At 55.3% G+C, this 21,376-nt stretch carries 19 protein-coding genes; 1 reads left to right on the top strand and 18 read right to left on the bottom strand.

Annotated features, from left to right (window positions below):
• Nucleotides 1-3: 3 nt before the first annotated feature.
• From ACTNC3_RS07310 to ACTNC3_RS07245, 14 genes are all read right to left on the bottom strand, one after another.
• The gene (locus ACTNC3_RS07310) at nucleotides 4-981 is read right to left on the bottom strand and encodes a DHH family phosphoesterase (protein WP_410042305.1); all 978 of its coding nucleotides are present in this window, start codon (nucleotides 979-981) and stop codon (nucleotides 4-6) included.
• 39 nt (nucleotides 982-1,020) lie between these two features.
• Nucleotides 1,021-1,458, bottom strand: coding sequence for a 30S ribosome-binding factor RbfA (gene rbfA, locus ACTNC3_RS07305; RefSeq protein ID WP_410042304.1), 438 nt, complete (start codon nucleotides 1,456-1,458; stop codon nucleotides 1,021-1,023).
• Nucleotides 1,455-4,232, bottom strand: coding sequence for a translation initiation factor IF-2 (infB, locus tag ACTNC3_RS07300; RefSeq protein ID WP_441226973.1), 2,778 nt, complete (start codon nucleotides 4,230-4,232; stop codon nucleotides 1,455-1,457). The genes rbfA and infB overlap by 4 nt, the downstream gene beginning before the upstream one ends.
• Nucleotides 4,222-4,542: a L7Ae/L30e/S12e/Gadd45 family ribosomal protein gene (locus tag ACTNC3_RS07295; protein WP_410042302.1), complete on the bottom strand. Its 321-nt coding sequence runs from the start codon at nucleotides 4,540-4,542 to the stop codon at nucleotides 4,222-4,224. The genes infB and ACTNC3_RS07295 overlap by 11 nt, the downstream gene beginning before the upstream one ends.
• Nucleotides 4,532-4,798: an RNase P modulator RnpM gene (rnpM, locus tag ACTNC3_RS07290; RefSeq protein WP_410042301.1), complete on the bottom strand. Its 267-nt coding sequence runs from the start codon at nucleotides 4,796-4,798 to the stop codon at nucleotides 4,532-4,534. Before rnpM ends, ACTNC3_RS07295 begins: the two co-directional genes overlap by 11 nt.
• 5 nt (nucleotides 4,799-4,803) lie before the next feature.
• Complete coding sequence (gene nusA, locus ACTNC3_RS07285) at nucleotides 4,804-5,949, bottom strand: transcription termination factor NusA (protein ID WP_410042300.1); 1,146 nt, start codon at nucleotides 5,947-5,949, stop codon at nucleotides 4,804-4,806.
• On the bottom strand, nucleotides 5,949-6,353 hold the full coding sequence (gene rimP, locus ACTNC3_RS07280) for a ribosome maturation factor RimP (RefSeq protein ID WP_441226972.1): 405 nt from the start codon (nucleotides 6,351-6,353) through the stop codon (nucleotides 5,949-5,951). Before rimP ends, nusA begins: the two co-directional genes overlap by 1 nt.
• A gap of 132 nt (nucleotides 6,354-6,485) precedes the next feature.
• Nucleotides 6,486-7,862 carry a sodium-dependent transporter gene (locus ACTNC3_RS07275; RefSeq protein WP_441226971.1) on the bottom strand — a complete coding sequence of 459 codons (1,377 nt, stop codon included), beginning with the start codon at nucleotides 7,860-7,862 and terminating at the stop codon, nucleotides 6,486-6,488.
• 122 nt (nucleotides 7,863-7,984) lie between these two features.
• A complete protein-coding gene (locus ACTNC3_RS07270) occupies nucleotides 7,985-9,253 on the bottom strand; it encodes an AfsR/SARP family transcriptional regulator (RefSeq protein WP_441226970.1) in 1,269 nt (422 codons plus the stop codon).
• A 122-nt stretch (nucleotides 9,254-9,375) separates the two neighbouring features.
• Nucleotides 9,376-10,401 (bottom strand): putative manganese transporter, encoded by a 1,026-nt coding sequence (locus tag ACTNC3_RS07265; protein WP_441226969.1) that lies wholly within the window; start codon nucleotides 10,399-10,401, stop codon nucleotides 9,376-9,378.
• A 126-nt stretch (nucleotides 10,402-10,527) separates the two neighbouring features.
• Entirely contained in the window at nucleotides 10,528-12,123 is a 1,596-nt protein-coding gene (locus ACTNC3_RS07260; RefSeq protein WP_441226968.1) for a CTP synthase, read from the bottom strand.
• Nucleotides 12,124-12,644: 521 nt separating this feature from the next.
• On the bottom strand, nucleotides 12,645-13,472 hold the full coding sequence (locus ACTNC3_RS07255) for an ABC transporter permease (RefSeq protein WP_441226967.1): 828 nt from the start codon (nucleotides 13,470-13,472) through the stop codon (nucleotides 12,645-12,647).
• Entirely contained in the window at nucleotides 13,456-14,115 is a 660-nt protein-coding gene (locus ACTNC3_RS07250; RefSeq protein WP_441226995.1) for an ABC transporter ATP-binding protein, read from the bottom strand. Before ACTNC3_RS07250 ends, ACTNC3_RS07255 begins: the two co-directional genes overlap by 17 nt.
• A gap of 188 nt (nucleotides 14,116-14,303) precedes the next feature.
• A complete protein-coding gene (locus ACTNC3_RS07245; protein ID WP_441226966.1) occupies nucleotides 14,304-15,245 on the bottom strand; it encodes an efflux RND transporter periplasmic adaptor subunit in 942 nt (313 codons plus the stop codon).
• 11 nt (nucleotides 15,246-15,256) lie between these two features.
• On the opposite strand from ACTNC3_RS07245, the gene ACTNC3_RS07240 reads away from it, so the two are divergent.
• The gene (locus ACTNC3_RS07240) at nucleotides 15,257-16,459 is read left to right on the top strand and encodes a sensor histidine kinase (protein ID WP_441226965.1); all 1,203 of its coding nucleotides are present in this window, start codon (nucleotides 15,257-15,259) and stop codon (nucleotides 16,457-16,459) included.
• 57 nt (nucleotides 16,460-16,516) lie between these two features.
• On the opposite strand, the gene ACTNC3_RS07235 is transcribed toward ACTNC3_RS07240, so the two are convergent.
• From ACTNC3_RS07235 to ACTNC3_RS07220, 4 genes are all read right to left on the bottom strand, one after another.
• Nucleotides 16,517-17,530, bottom strand: a complete 1,014-nt coding sequence (locus tag ACTNC3_RS07235) for an asparaginase (protein ID WP_410042293.1) — start codon at nucleotides 17,528-17,530, stop codon at nucleotides 16,517-16,519.
• A complete protein-coding gene (gene nudC, locus ACTNC3_RS07230) occupies nucleotides 17,527-18,393 on the bottom strand; it encodes an NAD(+) diphosphatase (RefSeq protein WP_441226964.1) in 867 nt (288 codons plus the stop codon). Before nudC ends, ACTNC3_RS07235 begins: the two co-directional genes overlap by 4 nt.
• 97 nt (nucleotides 18,394-18,490) lie before the next feature.
• Nucleotides 18,491-19,912 carry an MATE family efflux transporter gene (locus ACTNC3_RS07225; protein ID WP_441226963.1) on the bottom strand — a complete coding sequence of 474 codons (1,422 nt, stop codon included), beginning with the start codon at nucleotides 19,910-19,912 and terminating at the stop codon, nucleotides 18,491-18,493.
• 320 nt (nucleotides 19,913-20,232) lie between these two features.
• A complete protein-coding gene (locus tag ACTNC3_RS07220; protein WP_410042290.1) occupies nucleotides 20,233-21,243 on the bottom strand; it encodes a LacI family DNA-binding transcriptional regulator in 1,011 nt (336 codons plus the stop codon).
• Nucleotides 21,244-21,376: the final 133 nt, after the last annotated feature.

Raw genomic sequence — 21,376 nt, 5'->3', positions numbered from 1 at the left:
CCCTTAAAGCCGATTGGATACGAAATCCGGTGCATCCATCTGCTTCGAAAGCTCCTTCGTAATGTTGTTCATCACATCATGGTAGGAGCCCTGAAGTGTACAGCCGGCGGCCATTTTGTGGCCACCACCACCGAAGGTCATCGCCACCTTCGCTACATCCAGCTGGTTATTATTACTCCGGAGACTGACCTTGAAGTTCTGATTGCTCATTTCATACATGAACATCGCACAGTCGATGCCTCTCGTCTCCCGCATGGTGCTGACGACACTGTCTACATCCCGGGAGGTGACCTGGTAGAACTTCATATCCGTACAGGTCAGCCAGCCGGCGATACAGCGATGATCCATCAGCATCAGGCTTTCCATCAGTACGCGACCAAGTACCTGCTGCTGTGCATAGGTTTTCGTATAGTAGCTGTCGTCGACGATCCGGCAGAAATCGATGCCCTTCGCCATCAGGAAGCCGGCGATTTCCATCGTATGCTGCGAAGTGCAGCTGTACTTGAAGATGCCGGTATCATGTGCGATGCCGAGATAGAGGCACTCGGCTACCTTTGCATCGATGTAGCTCGTATCCATCAGATCATAGACGACCTCGGAGGCACTCGAAGCATCCGGGCGGATGGAGCCATGCGGGAACTGCTGTGCGCCCGGAACGTGATGATCCGCCACAAACAGCTCCTTCGCATTCTCTGCGAGGCTTCGGAAATCGCCGACACGATCATAGCCGTTACAGTCACAGATAATACAGAGATCATACTTCCGATCGGAAGGTGTATGCACGATGGTATCGATGCCCGGAAGGAAATCATACTTTTCGTTTGCAATCTGCAGGTAAACATTCACCTTCTTATCAGGATACTGATTCAGAATATAATGCTTCGTGCCCAGGGTTGAGCCGAGACAGTCCCCGTCCGGGTTCGTATGGCCCAGGATGCAGATACTGTCTGCCCTATTAATCATCTGCTGAAATTCATTCATCAATCGTACCTTCTCCATATATCAACATATCAAGCGTGATTACGCTTCGTCCGACGGCGCTTCCGAAGAATCCTCTGTATCCTCTGCGGATACCGAAGCGTCCGCCTCCAGACTGCGCTTCGCTGCATCCTCTTCATTCACCTTACGGATCAGCTCGTCCATATGCGCTCCATACATGATGGAGTGATCAGCGACGAACTGAAGCTCTGGTGTGTGCCGGAGATTGACGGTCTGTGCAAGCTCACGGCGCAGGAAGCCACTGGCGGCCTTCAGGCCCTCCATGGTCTTCGCAAGCGATTCCTCACTGCCGAGCACAGAGATATATACCTTACAGTACTGGAGGTCCGGTGTGACCTCGGCGTCGGTGACCGACGTCATCGGGGACACACGCGGATCCTTCAGGTCACGGATCGCTACGGAAAGCTCTCGCATGACCTCTGCGTTAATTCTTGTATTTTTTACAGAACCTTTTTTCAACGCTTAACCTCTTCCATTACATATGCTTCAACATAATCCTCAAGCTCGATCTCATTGAAGCCCTCGAATACAAGACCACACTCGTAGCCGGCCTTGACTTCCTTTACATCATCCTTGAAGCGCTTTACAGATGCGATTGCGCCCTCCCAGATCTTATCCTGCTTCGGGCCGCGGAAGATGCGGGCCTTGGCACCTCTCTGTACGAGACCGTCCTTGACCATACATCCTGCGATGTTGCCGACACCGGACGCCTTGAAGATCTGACGGATCTCGGCGTGGCCGATCACCTTCTCCTCGAAGACAGGGGCCAGCATGCCCTTCATCGCATTGTCGATATCCTCGGTTGCCTTATAGATGATGTCATAGAGACGAACATCGACATGCTCACGCTCTGCGATTTCACGTGCGGTCGCATCCGGCTTTACATCGAAACCGATGACGATGGCGTTCGACGCACTTGCGAGTACGACATCGGACTCGTTGATCGCACCGACACCGGAGTGGATAACCTTTACGGCTACCTCCTCGTTTCGGATCTTCTCAAGCGCATCCTTGACGGCCTCTACAGAACCCTGAACGTCGGCCTTGACCACGAGCGGAAGCTCCTTGATCTCGCCGGCCTTGATCTGATCGAAGAGTGCATCGAGGGATACCTTCTTCTTGGACTCCTCGACCATCTTCTGCTTGCTCTCCGTGACGAAGGCGGCAGCATAGGCCTTGGCCTCCTTCTCGTTGTCCTTCACCTGGAAGATCTCGCCCGCATTTGGAACAGAGCTGAGACCGAGGATCTCACACGGCTGTGAAGGTACGGCCTTCTTGATGCGCTTACCCTTATCGTCGGTCATCGCACGAACCTTACCGTATGCAGAACCGACGGCGACGACATCGCCCTGGTGAAGCGTTCCCTTCTGCACGAGGAGACGTGCAACCGGGCCCTTGCCGCGGTCGAGCTCTGCCTCGATGACAACGCCATACGCTGCACGGTTCGGGTTTGCCTTCAGCTCCATCACATCCGCCTGGAGAATGATATTCTCGAGCAGGTCATCGATGCCCATACCGGTCTTCGCAGATACCGGAACACAGATGACATCTCCGCCATACTCCTCCGGGATGAGGTCATACTTCATCAGCTCCTGCTTTACCTTATCCGGGTTTGCCGTCGGCTTATCCATCTTATTGATGGCTACGATGATCGGTGTGTTGGCGGCCTTTGCGTGGTTGATTGCTTCCACGGTCTGCGGCATGACACCATCATCCGATGCGACGACGAGTACAGCGATATCGGTCGACTGTGCACCACGCATACGCATCGCGGTGAAGGCTTCGTGGCCCGGTGTATCGAGGAAGGTGATGACTCTGTCTTCGTCATTTACATTGACCTTTACCTGGTAAGCACCGATGGACTGTGTGATACCACCGGCCTCGCGTGAGGTCACATTTGTATTACGGATGGCATCGAGGATGGAGGTTTTACCATGATCGACGTGACCCATAACGCAGACGACAGGCGGTCTGGTGACCATCTCGTCATCGGAGTCCTCGACGTCATCCTTTACGAGCTCGGCGATGACATCGACCTTCTCCTCCTTCTCGCAGAGGATCTCATAATCAACCGCGATGTTCTCTGCATCCTCGTAGGAGATCTCTGTGTTCAGGGTAACCATCTTACCCTGCATAAAGAGCTTCTTGATGATTTCAGCCGCCTTGATGCGCATCTTGTCCGCAAGATCCTTGATGGTGATCACCTCAGGAATCGTGATGGACTTGATCTCCTCCTCTACCGGCTTCACAACCTCCGGCTTGATGAACGCGCCCTTGCCGGTCTTCTTCTTGTAGGAGACCTCATCGGCTCTCTCGTAGGACTGCTCTGCCGTATACTTGTTCTGCTTACGGTTGTTCCGGTTCCGCTTTGCTGCCTCTGCCTTCTCGTTATCGAAATTCTTATTTCCGAAGGTCTTTCCGGCCACCGGCTTATGCGCTACGCGGTTCTGAGTCGGCTTCGAAGCGACATCGACGGCTGGTGCAGCACCTGCGCCTGCCGGACGTCTCGTACCGAAACCGGCACCTGCCGGACGCTGACCCGGTCTCTGCTGACCATTGCGGTCGCCGAATGGACGGCTGCCCTGCGGACGATCACCGCTTCTCTGGCCATTACGATCACCGAATGGTCGCTGCTGACCATTGCGATCACCGAAGGAAGGGCCATCCTGCGGACGATCACCGCTTCTCTGACCGTTACGGTCACCGAAGGAGCGTGTCCCCTGCGGGCGATCACCGAAGCTGCGGCCACCCTGTGGGCGCTCTGCCGGACGTGCCGGGCGCTCTGCGGCTGGCTTCGCCTGCGCTTCCTTCGCATGCTCTGCGAGGGCCTTCGCGGCTGTGGCTGCCTTTGCAGCTTCTTCCGCCGCCTTCCGTGCGGCCTCTTCCTCTGCAGACTTCCGTGCCGCCTCTGCTCTTGCCTCCTCGGCCTCCTGACGCTTCTGGATCTCATTGAGCTCCTTCAGCGGTGTTACGCGTGCGGTTCCAGGTGGCAGCGGACGACCATTCGGGCTGGCCTTCCGTGCCGGCTTCTCTGCCTCCTGCGACTTCCGTGCGCCCTGAGATGCAGCGGTGCCGAACTTCGAGCCCAGTGGGCGATTTTTATGATTTGCGGAATTCTGCGAATGGAAAACAACAGCAAGTTTCTTTTTCTTAGGCGCATCTCCTGCCTTCGACTTATCCTTACTTCCTTCCCTGCTGTTCATTCCCAAATCTTTCTGGTTATCATCTGACATTCACATTACCTCCGTCAATATATTTGATCATCGCCTGGGCGAAGCCCTGATCTTCAATGCTTATCGACGATCGTTCGGATCGTCCCAGCTGGTGCCCCAGCGTTTCCTTGGTGCCCAGTTCCTGATATGGCACACTGCGATAGGTGGTCATATTTTTAAACTTCTTTTTCGTATTATCGGATGCATCCTCCGGGATGATCACGAGAAATGATTTGCCACTTTTGATGGACTTCTCCACGGCGAACTCACCGCTTTTACATTTCCCGGCCCGCTGACACAGTCCGAGCAATCCATAGATTTTATCTGTCAAGCTGCTCCAGTTCCTCTCTCAGTGTATCCAGGGTCTCCTTCGTGATCGCTTCCTTAAAGGACCGCTCCAGAGCCTTCCGCCGGAATGCCTTCTCGAGGCACTCCGGATTCTTACAGATGTATGCGCCACGACCATTCTTCCGGCCGCTCGGATCGATCGAGAAGCTGCCCTCCGGCTCATGTACGATCCGGATCAGCTCCTTCTTCTCTTTCTTTTCACCACAACCGATACAGGTTCTCTCAGGTACCTTCTTCATCTTCGTTACTCGTTCTCATCCTCCGAAGTCGTCTCGTCGTATGCGATGTCGTCCTCATACTCGCCCTCGGCGCCCTCACTCTGATAGTCGATACCCATCTCGTCGAAGATGCCCTGCTCCTGTGCCTGGGACTCCGACTTGATATCGATCTTATAGCCGGTCAGCTTCGCGCTGAGACGTGCGTTCTGACCCTCCTTACCGATGGCCAGGCTCAGCTGATTATCCGGCACGATAACCATCGCCTCGTTGTTATCCTGATCGGCGATGACCGCGATCACCTTCGCCGGTGACAGTGCGTTCTCGATCAGGTACGCCGGGTTCTCATCATAGTTGATGATATCGATCTTCTCACCGTGAAGCTCATCGACGATGGCGTTTACACGGGAACCGTTCAGACCGACGCATGCACCTACCGGATCGACATCCGGATCGTGGGACATGACCGCCATCTTCGTTCTGGAGCCGGCCTCACGTGCGATTGCCTTGATCTCGACGGTACCGTCACGAACCTCGGCGACCTCATCCTCGAACAGACGCTTTACAAGCTCCGGATGCGTTCTCGAGATCATGACACGCGGACCACGCGGCATATCTCTGACCTCGACCACATACACCTTGATGCGCTCGTTCGTCACGAGGGTCTCGCCCTTGATCTGCTCGTTCTCTGCGAGATAGCCATCGACCTTGCCGAGATTTACGATGACAGAACGTCCGGTATCCCGCTCGACGGTACCAGTCACGACCTCCTTCTCCATGGAGTAGTACTCCTTATAGAGCACCTTACGCTCCTCCTCACGGATCTTCTGTACGATCACGCCCTTTGCGTTCTGGGTCGCGATACGTCCGAAGCTCTTGGAATCCACCTTCACCGGAACGATGGAGCCCAGCGTGTAGGCCGGATTGATCAGTCTGGCATCGGCGAGTGAGATTTCTGTGTTCTTATCGAAAACTTCCTCTACGACGGTCTTATCCGCGATGACGGAATAATCACAGGTGTCCGGATCTACGTTGACACGCACATTATCGGCAGAACCGAAATGGTTCTTGCATGCAGTCTGGAGTGACAGCTCGATCGCCTCGATGAGAGACTGCTTCGAGATTCCTTTCTCCTTTTCCAGTAAATCGAGTGCTTCGCTGAGTTCAGTGTTCATTAGTTTTTACCCCTCCCGGTAAGTGTATCTTCATTTGTATCTTCATGGCTGTCTTCGGAATCCGCATCGGTGCCTTCATCGACCGCCGCTTCCTCCTCTTCAACATCCTCTGGAATCACATCTTCATTGCCAGGCTGATCCTTGAATCCGAGCGAACATACCTCCAGCATGTACTGCTCATCAATGAAATCCTCCTGGTCCAGCCATTTGGAAAGCCGTCTGGATACCTTCGCACAGTCGTTTACGGTCATGTCCACCTCGTCGAGACGATAGATGAACGCACGCAGATACCACTCATTATTTTCATAAGTGAAGGTAACGCTGTCGACTCCGTAGCCCTCCTTAGGACAGAAGCTGTCGAGGTACGTTTTTACTCTTTCAGTATAGTTGCCCTTTGCCTGCATTGAATTTTCCTCTAAACTTAAGTTAAAGGAGCGGGCGAAACGCCTGCTCCTTTAACTAGTCAACAAATACTCTATATTTATAGCACGGTCCTCAGGACAATGCAAGGCTTTTCGTGTGATTCAGCGAACAGCTCAGAGCAGGCCCTGGATCAGAATGATCAGAATCAGTACCGGAAGGACGAACTGGAAGTACGGCCGGATGGCGGCCGGCAGCTTCGGGCCCTCCCCCTTGTTGCACTCTGCGAGGTAGTGATCGAAGCCCCAGCCCCAGCGGCTCACACAGAACAGAAGGTAGATGAGCGAACCGGCCGGAAGCAGGAGGTTTGATACGATGAAATCCTCGGAATCCAGGACGCCACGGGCACCGATGATATGGAGATCTGACCAGAGATTAAAGCCCAGAACGCACGGCACACTGGCGAGCAGCACGAAGATGCAGTTCAGGTAGACAGCCTTCTTTCGCTCCCATCCGAAGTTATCGATGGAGGTCGAGAGCAGATTCTCGAAGACGGTGATGACGGTGCTGAAGCTTGCGAAGCTCATGAACAGGAAAAACATGGAGCCCCAGAGGCGTCCACCCGCCATATTCATAAACACCTTCGGCAGGGTCAGGAAAATCAGACTCGGACCGGCATCCGGCTGCACGTTAAAGGCGAAGCAGGCCGGGAAGATGATCAGACCGGACATGATTGCAACGAAGGTATCAAGCACGCAGATACGCGCAGACTCGCCGACCAGTGTATAATCGTCCGACATATAGGAACCGAAGATCTCGATGCATGCGATGCCGAGGCTCAGTGTGAAGAAGGCCTGATTCATCGCGGCGGAGATCACGGAGCCGAGTCCCTTCAGCATACTGCCGCCGCCCTGCTCTGCGACACGCGCGAGGCTCGGAACCAGGTAGAAGCGTGTGCCCTCCGCCGAGTTCGGAAGCGTCAGGCTGTGGAAGGCCAGTACGACGATGAGTGCGAGCAATGCCGTCATCATAACCGTCGTCACCTTCTCGAGACCCTTCTGAAGGCCGAAGGAGCAGACCAGGAAGCCGACCAGTACGGTCACGGCCATGCTCAGCATCATCTCTTCCGGAGCGTTCATCAGCTTCGCAAAGACCTCATCCGCGGCTTCCGTGCGGATGCCATCGAAGACGCCCAGGATGAACTTGAAGAAGTAGGACAGCATCCAGCCGGATACCGTCGTGTAGTACATCATCAAAAGATAGGAACCAGCGGTCGCAAACCAGCCATGAATATGCCACTTACTCCCCTTCGGTTCCAGTGCCTCATAGGCGCGCAAGGCACTCTTATGCGATGCCCGTCCGACGGCGAGCTCCATCGTGAGCACCGGGATCCCCATGATGACCAGAAAAATCAGATAGAACAGCACGAAGATACCGCCGCCGTTCTGTCCGACGAGATAAGGAAACTTCCATACGTTTCCGATGCCGATGGCACATCCGGCACTGACCAGGATGAAGCCGATGCGGGACTTAAAGCCTTCCCGTTTACCCATAGTGTTTTCCCCCATAAAAAAAGTGTATCTGTCATTCCATATCTGAAACATCGAAGGTAAAGCGATATTTCAGATAAACTCAGACAGATACACTATTTTATACAGTTTCTGATTATTTTGCACTAACCATTTTCAACATTTTTCGTTTTGTCCAGGACAGCCGGGATCTCAGCGAGCGATACGATGCGATAGCGAAGCTCTGCGCGTGGTCCGGTCAGCTCCTTCAGCTTCCGTGCGAGGCGCTGATAGATGATGCTGCAGTCCTCCTTTTTCGTACCGATCAGCAGGAGCAGATACTGGCTCGAGCTGTACTTCGTAAACACATCGCCCTGACGCAGTCCTTCATACAGTGCCTGCTTCAGCGCCTCAGAGCGTGCGTTCAGCTTTTCCGGATTCTGAATCGGCTTTCCCTCGTAATCGACGAGGGTACAGAGCATCATGAAGATGCTGCTGCCACGGCGGGACATATTCCGACGAAGCACATTATAGACATCGATGAAGCTTGCGTACGCACAGTAGTAGGAACCGGTCCGCGGCTCCGTATCCTCACCGCTCTTCAGTGCCGCATCCCGCTTCAGAATATCCGCCTGGATATCTCCGATGTTCTCCGACACGACCTTCAGCTCCTCATAGATGCGGGCGTAGCACTGCACGAGCTCATCCGGAAGTGGAACCTCCAGCTCGTCCAGATAGTAGTGGGCGGTTTTATTATACAGCTCATAGGCTTCCTTCGTCTGTTTCTTCAGAATCAGCGCATCGATCAGCTGAATCTGCCAGCCGCTCTCCGGGTAAATCCGGGCCGCCTGGGCATACAGCTGGTATAAATGATCATAATCCTGCTTTTTACGGTAAAAATCACCGAGGAAGCGTACCAGCTCATCATAGCTTTCCTTCAGTCGGATAGACTCGACGATGACCCAGTTTTCGGTCGCAAAATCCGGCAGAAGCTCGCCCTGGTACAGCGCACCAGCCTGCTCGTAGAGGGCCGCCTTCTCTTCCGGTGCGACGGCCTCCTGGGCCCTCTGACAGAGTCGTCGGAAGTCTGCGAAATCATACGAAAAGCGATAGCCCTCCGGCCGCTCTGGTGTATATATGCCCTTCTTGCCTTCGATATAGCGCTTCCCTGGCATCCCGCTTTTTTTCAGCTGCGTCCGTGCCTGATGAAGCAGATTATTCAGGCTGTTGTTTTCATCCAGCAGCTCCTTATAAGCGAATACATAGTCGATCAGCTCCCGCTTCGCGATTCCGGTCTCATGATGTAAGAAAATCACCTGGATCAGCTTCAGAAAATTCGCCTTACTGTTTTCTCCGAAGTAGAGCTGCTGCCCATCTACCGAAACAGCAAACTGCCCCAGCATCTGTATAACGATACGCTTTTCATCTGTCGGCATACGTCTTCCCGCCCTTCTCTTTCTGATTGAAAGTTCTTATATTTATAGTAGTCGGCTGGAATCAAAAAGTAAACGAAAAAATTAAAAGCGCATCCGTATTTAAGATTTTTACGTATCCGTCATCAGAATACGATGCCCAGATACTCGATCACGAGCCCCCAGAAGACACCGAGCCCATACAGCATGATCGTAATCCGGAGATTCTCATTCGGATGATCATTCGTACGGAACAGAACGAGCAGTCCGACACCGGCACCGACCAGGAGACCGGCCATCATCTGCCCGGCGTTCAGTATCCCCATCAGGTACAGCTGGGTGATGCTGACGGACGCAGCACAGTTCGGGATCAGACCGACGACGCCGGCCAGGAAGACACCGACGATCGGCTTTCCGGAGAGGAAGTGACCGAGGGCCTCGGCACCGATGCCCTCGACGAGGAGCGTGATGATCAGGGTGATGAAGAAGATGAAGCCGGTGATCTGAACCGTATGATGGAGTGCCGGCATGGCGATGCCCATGAAGCCCTTCTGATGATGGTGATGATGATGTCCTGCATGGGCGTGGGCAGCTGCATGCTCGTGACTGTGGTGCTCCTCTGCGACATGACGATGTGTGTGGTCGTCTGCATTGGCCTCGTGCGTATGCGCCGCCTCTGTATGAAGCTCTTCCTCTTCATCATCGTCGCAGTCACAGTGCTCATGCACACAGAGATCGTGAATATGCTTCTCCGGTGCCTTCGTATGGCGGCCATGCCGCATGAAGACGTCGAGCAGGAAACCACTGATGAGGCCCAGGATCGCCTTCGTCGCCAGAATCCGCAGCATCGTCGCCGGATGCACACCCTCCGAGATAAAAATCGGCAGCATCTCATCTGAGGTCGACAGGAAGACGGCGATCAGGGTGCCGACCGAGATCACGCCGCCCGCAAACAGACTGGAGGCTGCCGCCGAGAAGCCACACTGCGGCAGGATACCCACAGCCGCTCCGATCAGCGGACCGAAGTGACCGGCCTTCTCCAGCATCCCCGTCGTATGCTTCTCTGCCTTATGCTCGAGGTACTCCATCCCCATATAGGTGATCAAAAGGAACGGAATCAGCTTCGCTGTATCCAGTACCGCATCGAACAACGCGTCTAAAATCATTTCCATCTAATGTTTACTCTCCTTTATGTCATTCTTTATCGCGTTCTCTAGAATAACACAGGTGTCAACACGTAAATCATCATATGAACACACGTAAATATAAAAAGGGCCCCGAAGGGCCCTGAGTGAAAATTATTTACGAAGAGACGCCTCGATGAGACCGCGGAACAGCGGATGCGCGTTGTTCGGGCGGGACTTGAACTCCGGGTGCGCCTGGGTAGCGACGAAGTACGGATGATCCGAAAGCTCGATCATCTCTACGATATGGCCGTCCGGTGACTGACCGACGAGCTGCATACCGGCTTCCTCGAGCTCTGCGCGGAAGTCATTATTGACCTCATAACGGTGACGGTGACGCTCGGAGATCTGTGTTGTACCATAGAGGGCATGGGCCTTCGAACCGTCGCTCAGTACGCACGGATATGCGCCGAGACGCATCGTGCCGCCGAGATCCGTGACACTCTTCTGCTCCGGCATCAGGTCGATCACCGGATGCTCGGTGTTCGGATCGAACTCCGTCGAGTTGGCATCTGCCCAGCCGAGCACATCCCGCGCGAACTCGATGATCGCAATCTGCATACCGAGGCAGATGCCGAGGTACGGAATCTTATGCTCACGCGCGTACTGTGCTGCCATGATCATGCCCTCGATGCCACGGGAGCCGAAACCGCCCGGAACCAGAATACCATTGACTCCGGCGAGCAGCGTCTCTGCGCCGGACTTCTCGAGCTCCTCAGAATCCACCCAGCGGATCTTCACCTTCGCACGATTGGCGATGCCACCATGCTTCAGGGCCTCCACGACACTGAGGTAGGCATCATGCAGCTGCGTATACTTGCCGACGATGGCGATGACCGTCTCACGGCTCGGATGACGCAGATTCTCGACCATATGTGTCCAGTCGGAGAGATCCGGCTCCGGGCACGGCAGGTGGAGACACTCGAGGACCGACTGCGCGAGATGCTCGTGCTCCATCATGAGCGGCACCTCGTAGATGAACTCCGCGTTCGTGTTCTGCAGTACATGGTTCGCCGGCACATTACAGAAGAGGCCGATCTTCTCACGAATCTCCTGTGGAATCGGATACTCGGTACGGCAGACGAGGATGTCCGCCTGGAGGCCGAGTCGCTGGAGCTCACGTACGCTCATCTGCGTCGGCTTCGTCTTCAGCTCCTCCGACGCATGCAGGTACGGAATCAGCGTCACATGAATCATGATGGCATTCTCATGACCGACCTCCTGCTGGAACTGACGGATCGCCTCGAGGAACGGCTGGGACTCGATATCACCGACGGTACCACCGACCTCGATGATGGCGATGCGGTCCTCGTTCTTGTCATCTGAATGATAGAAATCACTCTTGATCTCGTTCGTGATGTGCGGGATGACCTGCACGGTGTGTCCCTCATACTCGCCGTGGCGCTCCTTGTTCAGGACAGACCAGTAGACCTTACCGGAGGTGACATTGCTTCTGTGATCCAGAGACTCGTCGATGAAACGCTCGTAGTGACCCAGATCGAGGTCCGTCTCCGTACCATCATCCGTGACGAAAACCTCACCATGCTGAATCGGGTTCATCGTACCCGGATCGATATTGATATACGGGTCGAACTTCTGCATGGTAACCTTATAGCCACGGGCCTTCAGAAGACGACCGAGCGAAGCGGCTGTGATACCCTTTCCGAGTCCGGAAACGACGCCACCGGTGACAAATACGTACTTGATCATATGCTCCCCTTTCATGATCCCCCATGAAGCAGGCCAATGCCTCATGCGCCATGCAATCGCCACCCGTATCTGCTACGGCAACGACGCACTAAAAAAGAGGTGACTAACGCAGGGACACTCTTCCTTGTCCCTGTGACGCCATTGCCACCTCAAATCATATTAAATATAGATTCGTTTTCCGGCATCTGCATCCATGCATCGCTCAGAAAATAAAAACACAAAAATAATACCACCGCTCCCCCCGAATTGTAAATACAAAATTTGGCTATAGGCCGGGGACCCGGAGGGGCGGCAACGGAGGCCATACGTAGAGACCGTGTGAAATCAAGCCGGGTCCCCTTAGCGGCACTTGGTACTATTTTCCTTAGCACCCTCTGCAACGCTGAGTTTTCATAAAGAAAACTCAGTGATTGCAGAGGGCCTAGTGCCGCTTAGGGTCCCCGGCTTAGATTGAACCGGTCTCGGAGTACTGTGCCTCCGTTGCCGCCCCTCCGGGTCCCCGGCCTGCCTGAATGATTACATCAATCGGAGCGGAGCGCGTCGATCGGGTTCAGCGCCGCGGCACGACGGGCCGGAAGATAGCCGAAGATGAGACCGATCATCACAGAGACCATGAAGGAGACCAGCACCGAAAGGAAGGTCGGCGAGGCATCGATCCCCATGATTTTTCCGGCAGCACTCGTGCCGACGAAGCCGACGGCGATGCCGATGAAGCCACCCAGGGAGCTCGTGACGGCGGCCTCGATGACGAACTGCGAGAGAATCGTCCGACGCTTCGCACCGAGGGCCTTGCGGATACCGATCTCACGGGTACGCTCTGTGACGGAGACAAGCATGATGTTCATGACGCCGACACCCGCCACTAGGAGGGAGATACTGGCGATGCCGCCCAGCATCATCGACATGGTGCCGATCATCTCGTTCATGGAATCGAGGAGCTCACTCATCGCGGTGACGGTATAGAGATCATCGTCCTTGAAGATCGTGTAGAGATAATCCTCGGAAACACCCGTCGTTTTCGTCGTCGTCGAGTTTTCGTTGCCGACCTTCACGGTCGCGCCGACCGTCACCGTCGGCGACATGTAGGAAAAGTACTGTGACTTATCCTCGAAAAAATCATACATCTCATCCACGTCGACGGAACGAGACCGCAGGTTCGTGATGTTCACCGTGATCCGGTTCGTACCCATCGAGGCGAAGCTCTCCGTCATGTAGGACATCTCGCCGTTTACGATACCGACCAGGATGATGACGGCGGCCACACCGATGATGATACCAAGCATCGTGAGAAACGAGCGCAGTCGGTTCGACCATATACTCTTCAGCGCAAGTTTAAATGAATTTAGCATAGTCCTCCGTTTTTCCATCGAAGACGACCCGGCCGTCCGAGATACGAATCACGCGCTTCGCCTCGAGGGCCAGCGCATTATCGTGCGTGATCATGACGACGGTCGTTCCGTCCTGATTGATATCCTGTAAAAAGCCCATGACCTGGCGGGAGGTTTTCGTGTCCAGCGCACCGGTCGGCTCATCCGCGAGGATGAGCTCCGGATCACCGGCGAGGGCACGCGCGATGGACACACGCTGCTGCTGACCGCCGGAGAGCTGGGCCGGATGCTGCATCCACTTGTCCGCGAGGCCGACCCGCTCGAGCTGCTTCATCGCACGCTTCCGCTGATCCGACTTCGAGAGTCCGGCATAGAGGAGCGGCAGGGAGACATTGTCCACGAGATTATCCTTCGGAAGCAGGTTGTACTGCTGGAAGATGAAGCCGATCTTATGATTCCGGATGGCGGCGAGCTCGTCGTCTGCCATGTGGGAGGTGTCGACCCCCTGAATCAGATACTCTCCCTTCGTCGGCACATCGAGGGCACCGATGATGTTCATGAGGGTCGACTTGCCAGAACCGGACTTGCCGACGATGGCGACGAATTCCCCATGGTAGATGTTTACGCTGATACCGTCGTTCGCATGCACCTCCTCGGAACCCATCTGGTAGATTTTGTAAATGTCTTCGAGCTGCAGGAAAGGCACCTCCCCGTCATGCTCCGGCGGGATATAGGGACCGGCTGCACCATCGACGCCCTGGGCCGCCTGCGCGGCCCGCAGCTTCGCGATTTCCTCGTGATTTTCGGCGTATTCGTCGACTTTATTGATCACACTCATAGCATCACCTCCGTTTAACCCATCGAAGCGCCGCCACCTGGGTTAGCGCCACCCATACCGCCGCGATTACTACTGCCGCCAGCGTTAGCACCACCCATGCTGCCACCACCTGGGTTACCACCACCCATGCCGCCGCCCATGCCTGGCATCATCGTGTCAGTTGAGCTGCTGACGCTGGACTGTGAAATATAGACTTCATCGCCTTCGGAGAGATCACCGGACAGGATTTCGACGTACTCGTCAGAGGTGAGACCCGTGGTGACCGTGACTTCATGGAAGCCTTCTGGCCTGTCAGCACCTGCCGCAGCGGTATCCTGAGTGGAAGGCTCGGCCTTCTTCGACGTCGTGGAATCCTTTACATAGACCTTGTTGCCACGCTGGAGTGCATCCACCGGAATCGCGAGTGCATCCTCCGCCTCATCGAGGATGATCACGCCGGTGACGTTCATGCCCGGGAGCAGATCACCGTACTCCGTCATCGTGACGGTGACCGGATAGTAGGTGACACCGTTCGCCGCCGTACCCTCCATGGACACCTTCGTGACGGTGCCCTCGAAGGTCTGATCCTCGAAGGCATCTGCCGTGACCTCGACCTTCTGTCCGACCTTCACGTTCGAGATATCGAGCTCATCGATGTTCATCTCGAAGGTGACCTCGGAAAGGTCATAGATGACGGCCAGTGCGGTCGCAGAGTTTCCGTTTTGCACATTCTCGCCGACATTGACGTTCTTCGTCGTAACGGTACCGGAAATCGGTGCGGTGATCGTATAGTTTTCGTAATTGTCGGTCGTCGTGTCGAGGTTCGACTGTGCATTCTCGAGGGAGGACTTCGCATCGGAGACCTTGTTCTTGTAGGTCTTCAGGATGTCGCTCGCATCCTCAGCATCCATCGAGAAGATAGCCGTACCGACGCTCACATAGTCACCGGCACTGACGAGCAGCTTCTTGACGCTCACGGAGCAAGACGATGAACATACTGCTTCCGTTCTTCCGTGTACTGATCGACGCGGATGGGAAGATCGTCGACATGGATGGCGACTACTATGATCTGACGCAGGAAGGCTCGGAAGCCGTCCTCGAGGAGCTCGTCAGCGCGGCGACCGCCAGTGAAGAAAAGGTCGGCGACCTCCGCGACTATAATCTCCGCTACTATCGAAGCGGCGCGAGGAAGTGGTCTTACGGAAAAACGCCGGACAGAAATCCGGTGCCGGAGACGGCGCCGACCGCCGAAGCGACCTCGTCGTCTGCCGGTGAAGACGCCCCTGCAGACAGCGACGGCGGAGCTGAAGTTCACGTGCGGGTCAGACCGGCGGAGGCCGAACCTGCGTCCACGGATGGCCAGATCATCATCTTCATGGATATCTCCTCCGAGATCGCGACGATGCAGAACCTCTACCGGACCTGCGTCATAATCGGCCTCGGCAGCTTCGCCAGCTTCCTCGTCATCAGCATCTTCTTCGCGCGCTGGGCGGTACGCCCGGTCGAGGAAGCCTGGGCACAGCAGCGGCAGTTCGTTTCCGACGCCTCCCATGAGCTGAAGACACCGCTCACCGTCATCCTGACCGATGCGGAGATGCTGAAATCTCCGCGCTTCGATGAAGCGCATAAGGCGCAGTTCGTCGAGAATATCCTCACGATGTCGAACCAGATGCGTGGCCTCGTCGAGAGCCTCCTGCAGCTCGCTCGTGTCGACAGCGGTGCCATCCAGAAGATGCCGCTGCAGACCATCGACCTGTCTGGCCTCGTTTCTGACGAGCTGCTCACCTTTGACGCCCTCTTCTTCGAAAAGGGCCTGACGCTCGCGGAGGACATCACCGACGGCATCACGATCCACGGCTCGCCACAGCACCTGAAGCAGGTCGTCGAGATCCTCCTCGATAACGCGCAGAAATATGCGTCCCCGCAGGGCACGGTCCAGGTGACACTCCAGAAAAGCGGCGCGCACCACTGCCTGCTGAGCGTCTCAGATCCGGGGGACCCGATCCGCCCAGAGGATCTCAAAAAAATCTTCCAGCGCTTCTATCGCATCGACGAAGCCCGTGCGATGAATCACAGCTACGGCCTCGGCCTCTCCATCGCCGAGAACATCGTAAAAAATCATAAAGGCCGTATCTGGGCCGAATCTGCCGAGGGCATCAACACCTTCCGCGTCGAGCTCCCGATGGCCTGATAGACAGAACCTCCGGCGACCAGCCTTTTAGGGGCTGCCGCCGGAGGTTCTGTTTCTTCATGCTTCCTCAAACGCGCAGAGGATATCGTTGTTCACCGGGGTGTAGAAGCCCTTTCGGATCTGTGTGTAATCCTTCGGATAGCGTGCCATCAGGTACATGAGCTTCGTGATCGTCGCCTCGAGGGTCATATCGTAGGCCTCGATGAGATTGAAATCCTTCTTCACCTTCTGACCGACCTGGTAGATTTCCATGTTGGAGCCCTCATTCACGACCTGCGTCGCCATCACGATGAACTTCCCCTTCGCCGCCCACTTCTCCATCTCGGCATAGAACTTGTCGAGCAGCTGGTCCGGGATACCGCCGACGCCGAAGGACTCGATGACGATGCAGTCATAATTATCGAAGAGGTACGCCAGCAGCTCCGGCCGCGAGCCCGGGATCAGCTTCATGATGCAGATCGCATCCGACACTGTCTCCTGAAACTCGACCGGCTTCCGGATCGGCTCATACGGGATATAGCGGATGATATGTCCATCCTGAATCCGCGCCAGCACCGGGAAATTCACACTGTGAAACGCGTTAAACGAGCGCGCCATCATCTTCTTCGCCCGCGTACCGGCGATGACATTGCCGTCGAACACGAGTGACACGTTCTGAGAGTAGCTGTCGCAGGCATAGACGATACTGTCCCGCAGATTATCCTTCGCGTCGGTGCCGTCGATGTTGATCGGCTTCTGAGAGCCCGTAATCACAATCGGCTTCCGCGCATTCTGAATCATATAGCTGAGCGCCGCCGAGCTGTAGGCCATGGTATCCGTGCCGTGCGTGATGACGAAGCCATCGTAGCGGTCGTAGTTTTCATTGACCGCATGCACGATCTGTCCCCAGACCTCTGGTGCCATGTTGGTCGAGTCAATGTTGCAGACCTGGAGCACATCCACGTCGCAGAAGCGCTTCACCTCCGGTACGTAGCTCAGCAGCTCCTCCGCGGTCAGCGCCGGCTTCAGGCCGTCCTCTGTCTTCACCGAAGCGATCGTGCCCCCGGTACATAAAAGCAGTATCTTCTTCACGCTCTCGGCTCCTTTCCGTCCTTAAAGAGACACATCATCTCATTCGTCAGACTGAAATCATCCGGCTGCAGGACGATCTCCTCCCGCTTAAACCAGGAGGCCAGCTTCAGCTCGCTCTGATCCATCGTGATCGTCGGATCGCCATCCACATCACAGAAAAAGCCCATCAGGATATCATCGACGATGCCCCACGGCTGTGACTTATAGTAGCGGATGTTCTTCACCTTGAGCCCCACCTCTTCCATCACCTCCCGCTGCACGGTTTCCTCGAGGGTCTCCCCGATCTCCGTAAAGCCGGCGACGAGCGCGTAGTGCGCGAAGCCGCGCGCATACTTCGTGAGGATGATCTCATCTCCGTGGGTGATGCCGACGATGACCGCCGGCACGATACGCGGATAGATGATGCGTCCGCACTCCGGGCAGCGGATCGCACGCTCGATCTTTCCGAGCTTCGTCCGGGAACCGCAGCTGCCACAGAAACGGTTCTGATGATACCAGTTGCTGAGCTGCAGTGCCGTGCTGTTGATGAACTGGCGCCACTTCGGACCGGCCAGGGACTCGCGCAGATCATGCAGGGTCGCCCGCGTATAGCCCGGAAGGCTCAGCTCGACCTCCGGCAGGAGGAAGTAATCATCCTCGTCCACCGTGAACAGATAGATCAGATGACTCGCCTCGACCGGGATGTTTCCCTGCGCCTGCACCTCCTGAAAGGTCGGGAAGGTGAAGCTCGTCGTATCCAGCATACGCAGTAAGACGGCATCCCGGCGTGCACCGGCGAAGTTCAGTACGAAGCTCTCCGGCTTCGCCGTCTTCGATGGATCGTAGTGATTGATCAGCTTATGTGGGTAAATATCCTGAATCATAGGGCTCCTCCAAATATATGCATAGTTATAGAGATGACGAGATACGATCGCATCCCAGCGCGCAGCAGGGCAATGCTTCTGCCGGCACCCGGTGGCCTCACGCCGGACTGTGTTCTTCTGCCGGATGCTCGATCACCGAGTGTGACAGCCACTTCCCACTCATAAAACGATACAGGAAGAAGGCACCACGTACACACCAGTCGCTCGCCATACCGATCCAGACGGCGATCGGACCCATCCCGCATACACGGATGAGATAGGTCACCATCGCGACTCTCGTGATCCACATGGACAGCGAAGATACGATCATCGTAAATCGTACATCACCTGCGGCGCGTAGTCCATAGGAAGGAAGAAAACTCGGTACCCAGATGAAGATTTTCGAGATCGTGATGAAGATGACCATATCGTAGCAGATCTTCGCGGCCGCCGGCTCCATCCCGGCGAGCCACATCACCGGCTTGCAGGCAACGAAGGTGATGGCACAGGAGATGATGATGATCCAGTTCGAGATATCCATGAGGTGGACGATGTAGTACTTCGCCTCCTCCTTCCGCCCGGCACCGAGTGTCTGTCCTACCATCGTCATGAGGCCGATGCCGACCGCGAGTCCGCCGATCCCGTTGATGTTCTCGAAGATGATGGCCATGGCCTGTGCCGCGATGGCGGTCGTGCCGAGGGTCGATACCGAGGACTGGATGGCGAGCTTACCGAACTGGAACATGCTGTTCTCGATACCGGACGGGATACCGATGGCGAGGATACGCGCGATCATATCGAAATCCGGTTGGATCCGGTAATCCCGCATCACGATGACCTGCTTCGGCTTCCGCAGGAACACGAAGAGGATGATCGCCGCCAGGATACGGCTCAGCAGGGTCGAGAATGCTGCACCGGCGACACCCCAGCCGAAGCCGAAGATGAAGATGGCGTTTCCGATGATGTTCATTACGTTCGAAATCACCGAAACCCTCATCGGGAAGCGGCTGTTTCCACCGGCACGGTAAAAGGCGGCACCGATCTGATAGAGTCCGAGGAACGGGAAGGAGGCTGCGGTAAAGCGGAAGTAGGTTTCCGCCGCGGACAGCACCGCCGGCTCCACGCTGCCGAACACGAGTCGGAGGATCTGCGTGTTCAGGGCCTCCGAAAAGAGCGTGATGACGATGGCGATCGACGTCATCGATAACACGACCTGGCGGGCAGCTGCATTGGCCTTCTTCGGGTCACCGCTGCCGATGTACTGCGAGCAGAGAATCGTGCCACCGGTCGCCATCGCGGAAAAAAGCTGGATGACGAGGTTGTTGATGGAATCTGTGAGGGAAACGGCCGAGATCGCTGCACTGCCGATTCGGGTGACCATCATGGAATCCGCCATACCCATGAAGCTCGAGAGCAGATTTTCGATCATCAGCGGGATCAGCAGCTTCCAGATCGCCGAACGGTCGAACATCATATGGTCCCAGTCGATCTTAGCTGCATCATAAACACGGTTTTTCAGTTTCAGTAATTTATAGTACATGGCCTGCCCCATTCCCTGTAAGCGTTTTCATAGCGTTCATTATAGCGGATTCGAACGCGCATTTCCATAGTCCGGGCAGGGATTTACAGAGCCGCGTCGAGAGCGGGGAGCGTAACCGCTTCCCCGACATCTCATGTCCCCATGACAATAGAAAACCGCCCGGCACACCACAAAAGTGCCGGGCGGTTTTTATATGCGGCAGTGTCCTGGCTGCTTATACCTGACAGCTGCCATCACGAGCGGAAACGTAGCTAGTGCTTCCACCCGCATAGCTAAAGTTTCTGTAGGTTGGAGAGAAAGGGAATCCCACTGTGAGGGGGTCACAGTGTTGATTCACTCCAATGTACAGAGCACTTAAGCGTCTCATGAGACTTCTCCTCGTATTTCTCCTCGATCTGATCGATGAGGATTTCGGCGGCCTTCTGTCCCTCCTCGTAGGCAGGTTGGACGATGGTCGTGATTCTCGGGCTGGAGAAGGAAGCCCATTCGGTATTATCGAAACCGATGATGCCGAGCTTCTGCGGAATCCGATCACGGAGCGGCTGTAATGCATCACAGACCTCCGGAAGTGCCCAGCAGTTCGGAACATACACCAGGGTTGCATCTGTATCCTTCAGATTTCTCTGCACGAAGGAGAGAATATCTGCATGGTTGATCGCGCCATCGCGGATCTCCAGACTCTGGAAGCTGAGACCGCTCTCCGTGATACAGTCGATGAAGCCGGAGGAACGCTCGATACGTGTACTCAGCTTCGACGGATCGGCACCGATCATCAGGAAGTTCCGATAACCGCGCGCGATCAGCTCCTGCATCGCCTTATGGGTCGCCGTATAGTTATCGGTCTTCACCCAGAAGGAATCATCCTCATACACCTTACTGTCGAAGTAGACGAACGGTTTCTTAAGATCCGTGATCAGCTTCGAGGTCTCATGGAAGCCCGGGGTCGGCTGGATGATGAAGCCATCCGCACCGAGGGTCAGCATACGATTCACGTAGCTGGACTCCCGCCTCGGATCATAGCCTGAATTTCCGATCAGCGTCTGGTAGCCATGCTTTCGAGCGGTATCCTCGATCCCCTTCACGATTTTATTTGAGAAGGTGTTCGTGATATCACCGATGATGACACCGATGAGGTTCGTTTTCTTCTGGTTCAGTGTACGGGCAGCAACATTCGGACGGTAGTTGGTTCGGAGGATGATCTCCTGAATCTTCATACGGGTTTCCTCAGACATCTTCTCGGTTTTCCCGTTCAGATAGAACGAAACCGTCGTCTTCGAAACCCCAGCCATCTCGGCGATGTCCTTAATGGTTATTTTTCCATCACGTCCCATCGTCTTCCCCCATTCGACATGCTGCTACAGTTAACTGGTTTAATCAACTGAATATATTTTACTAGTATTTTAACGAAAGTCAACAAAGCAATCAAGCCCTGGCCGTGCTTTTCTGTCATGTCTGTCCATCTTT

The sequence above is a fragment of the Oribacterium sp. HCP3S3_B9 genome, assembly GCF_052064255.1.
Taxonomy (GTDB): Bacteria; Bacillota; Clostridia; order Lachnospirales; family Lachnospiraceae; genus Oribacterium.
The sequence above is the reverse complement of the archived record's forward strand: the minus strand, read 5'-3'. Positions and strand labels throughout refer to the sequence as shown.

Excerpts from the sequence above, each read along its gene's own strand:
- ACTNC3_RS07220 (WP_410042290.1), bottom strand. The coding sequence starts at position 21,243 with ATGGGACGTGATGGAAAAATAACCATTAAGGACATCGCCGAGATGGCT.
- nudC (WP_441226964.1), bottom strand. The coding sequence starts at position 18,393 with ATGATTCAGGATATTTACCCACATAAGCTGATCAATCACTACGATCCA.
- ACTNC3_RS07265 (WP_441226969.1), bottom strand. The coding sequence starts at position 10,401 with ATGGAAATGATTTTAGACGCGTTGTTCGATGCGGTACTGGATACAGCG.
- ACTNC3_RS07275 (WP_441226971.1), bottom strand. The coding sequence starts at position 7,862 with ATGGGTAAACGGGAAGGCTTTAAGTCCCGCATCGGCTTCATCCTGGTC.
- infB (WP_441226973.1), bottom strand. The coding sequence starts at position 4,232 with ATGTCAGATGATAACCAGAAAGATTTGGGAATGAACAGCAGGGAAGGA.
- nusA (WP_410042300.1), bottom strand. The coding sequence starts at position 5,949 with ATGAACACTGAACTCAGCGAAGCACTCGATTTACTGGAAAAGGAGAAA.
- ACTNC3_RS07240 (WP_441226965.1), top strand. The coding sequence starts at position 15,257 with ATGAACATACTGCTTCCGTTCTTCCGTGTACTGATCGACGCGGATGGG.
- ACTNC3_RS07250 (WP_441226995.1), bottom strand. The coding sequence starts at position 14,115 with ATGGGTTCCGAGGAGGTGCATGCGAACGACGGTATCAGCGTAAACATC.
- ACTNC3_RS07225 (WP_441226963.1), bottom strand. The coding sequence starts at position 19,912 with ATGTACTATAAATTACTGAAACTGAAAAACCGTGTTTATGATGCAGCT.
- rimP (WP_441226972.1), bottom strand. The coding sequence starts at position 6,353 with ATGCAGGCAAAGGGCAACTATACTGAAAGAGTAAAAACGTACCTCGAC.
- ACTNC3_RS07310 (WP_410042305.1), bottom strand. The coding sequence starts at position 981 with ATGAATGAATTTCAGCAGATGATTAATAGGGCAGACAGTATCTGCATC.
- ACTNC3_RS07260 (WP_441226968.1), bottom strand. The coding sequence starts at position 12,123 with ATGATCAAGTACGTATTTGTCACCGGTGGCGTCGTTTCCGGACTCGGA.
- rnpM (WP_410042301.1), bottom strand. The coding sequence starts at position 4,798 with ATGAAGAAGGTACCTGAGAGAACCTGTATCGGTTGTGGTGAAAAGAAA.
- ACTNC3_RS07270 (WP_441226970.1), bottom strand. The coding sequence starts at position 9,253 with ATGCCGACAGATGAAAAGCGTATCGTTATACAGATGCTGGGGCAGTTT.
- ACTNC3_RS07255 (WP_441226967.1), bottom strand. The coding sequence starts at position 13,472 with ATGCTAAATTCATTTAAACTTGCGCTGAAGAGTATATGGTCGAACCGA.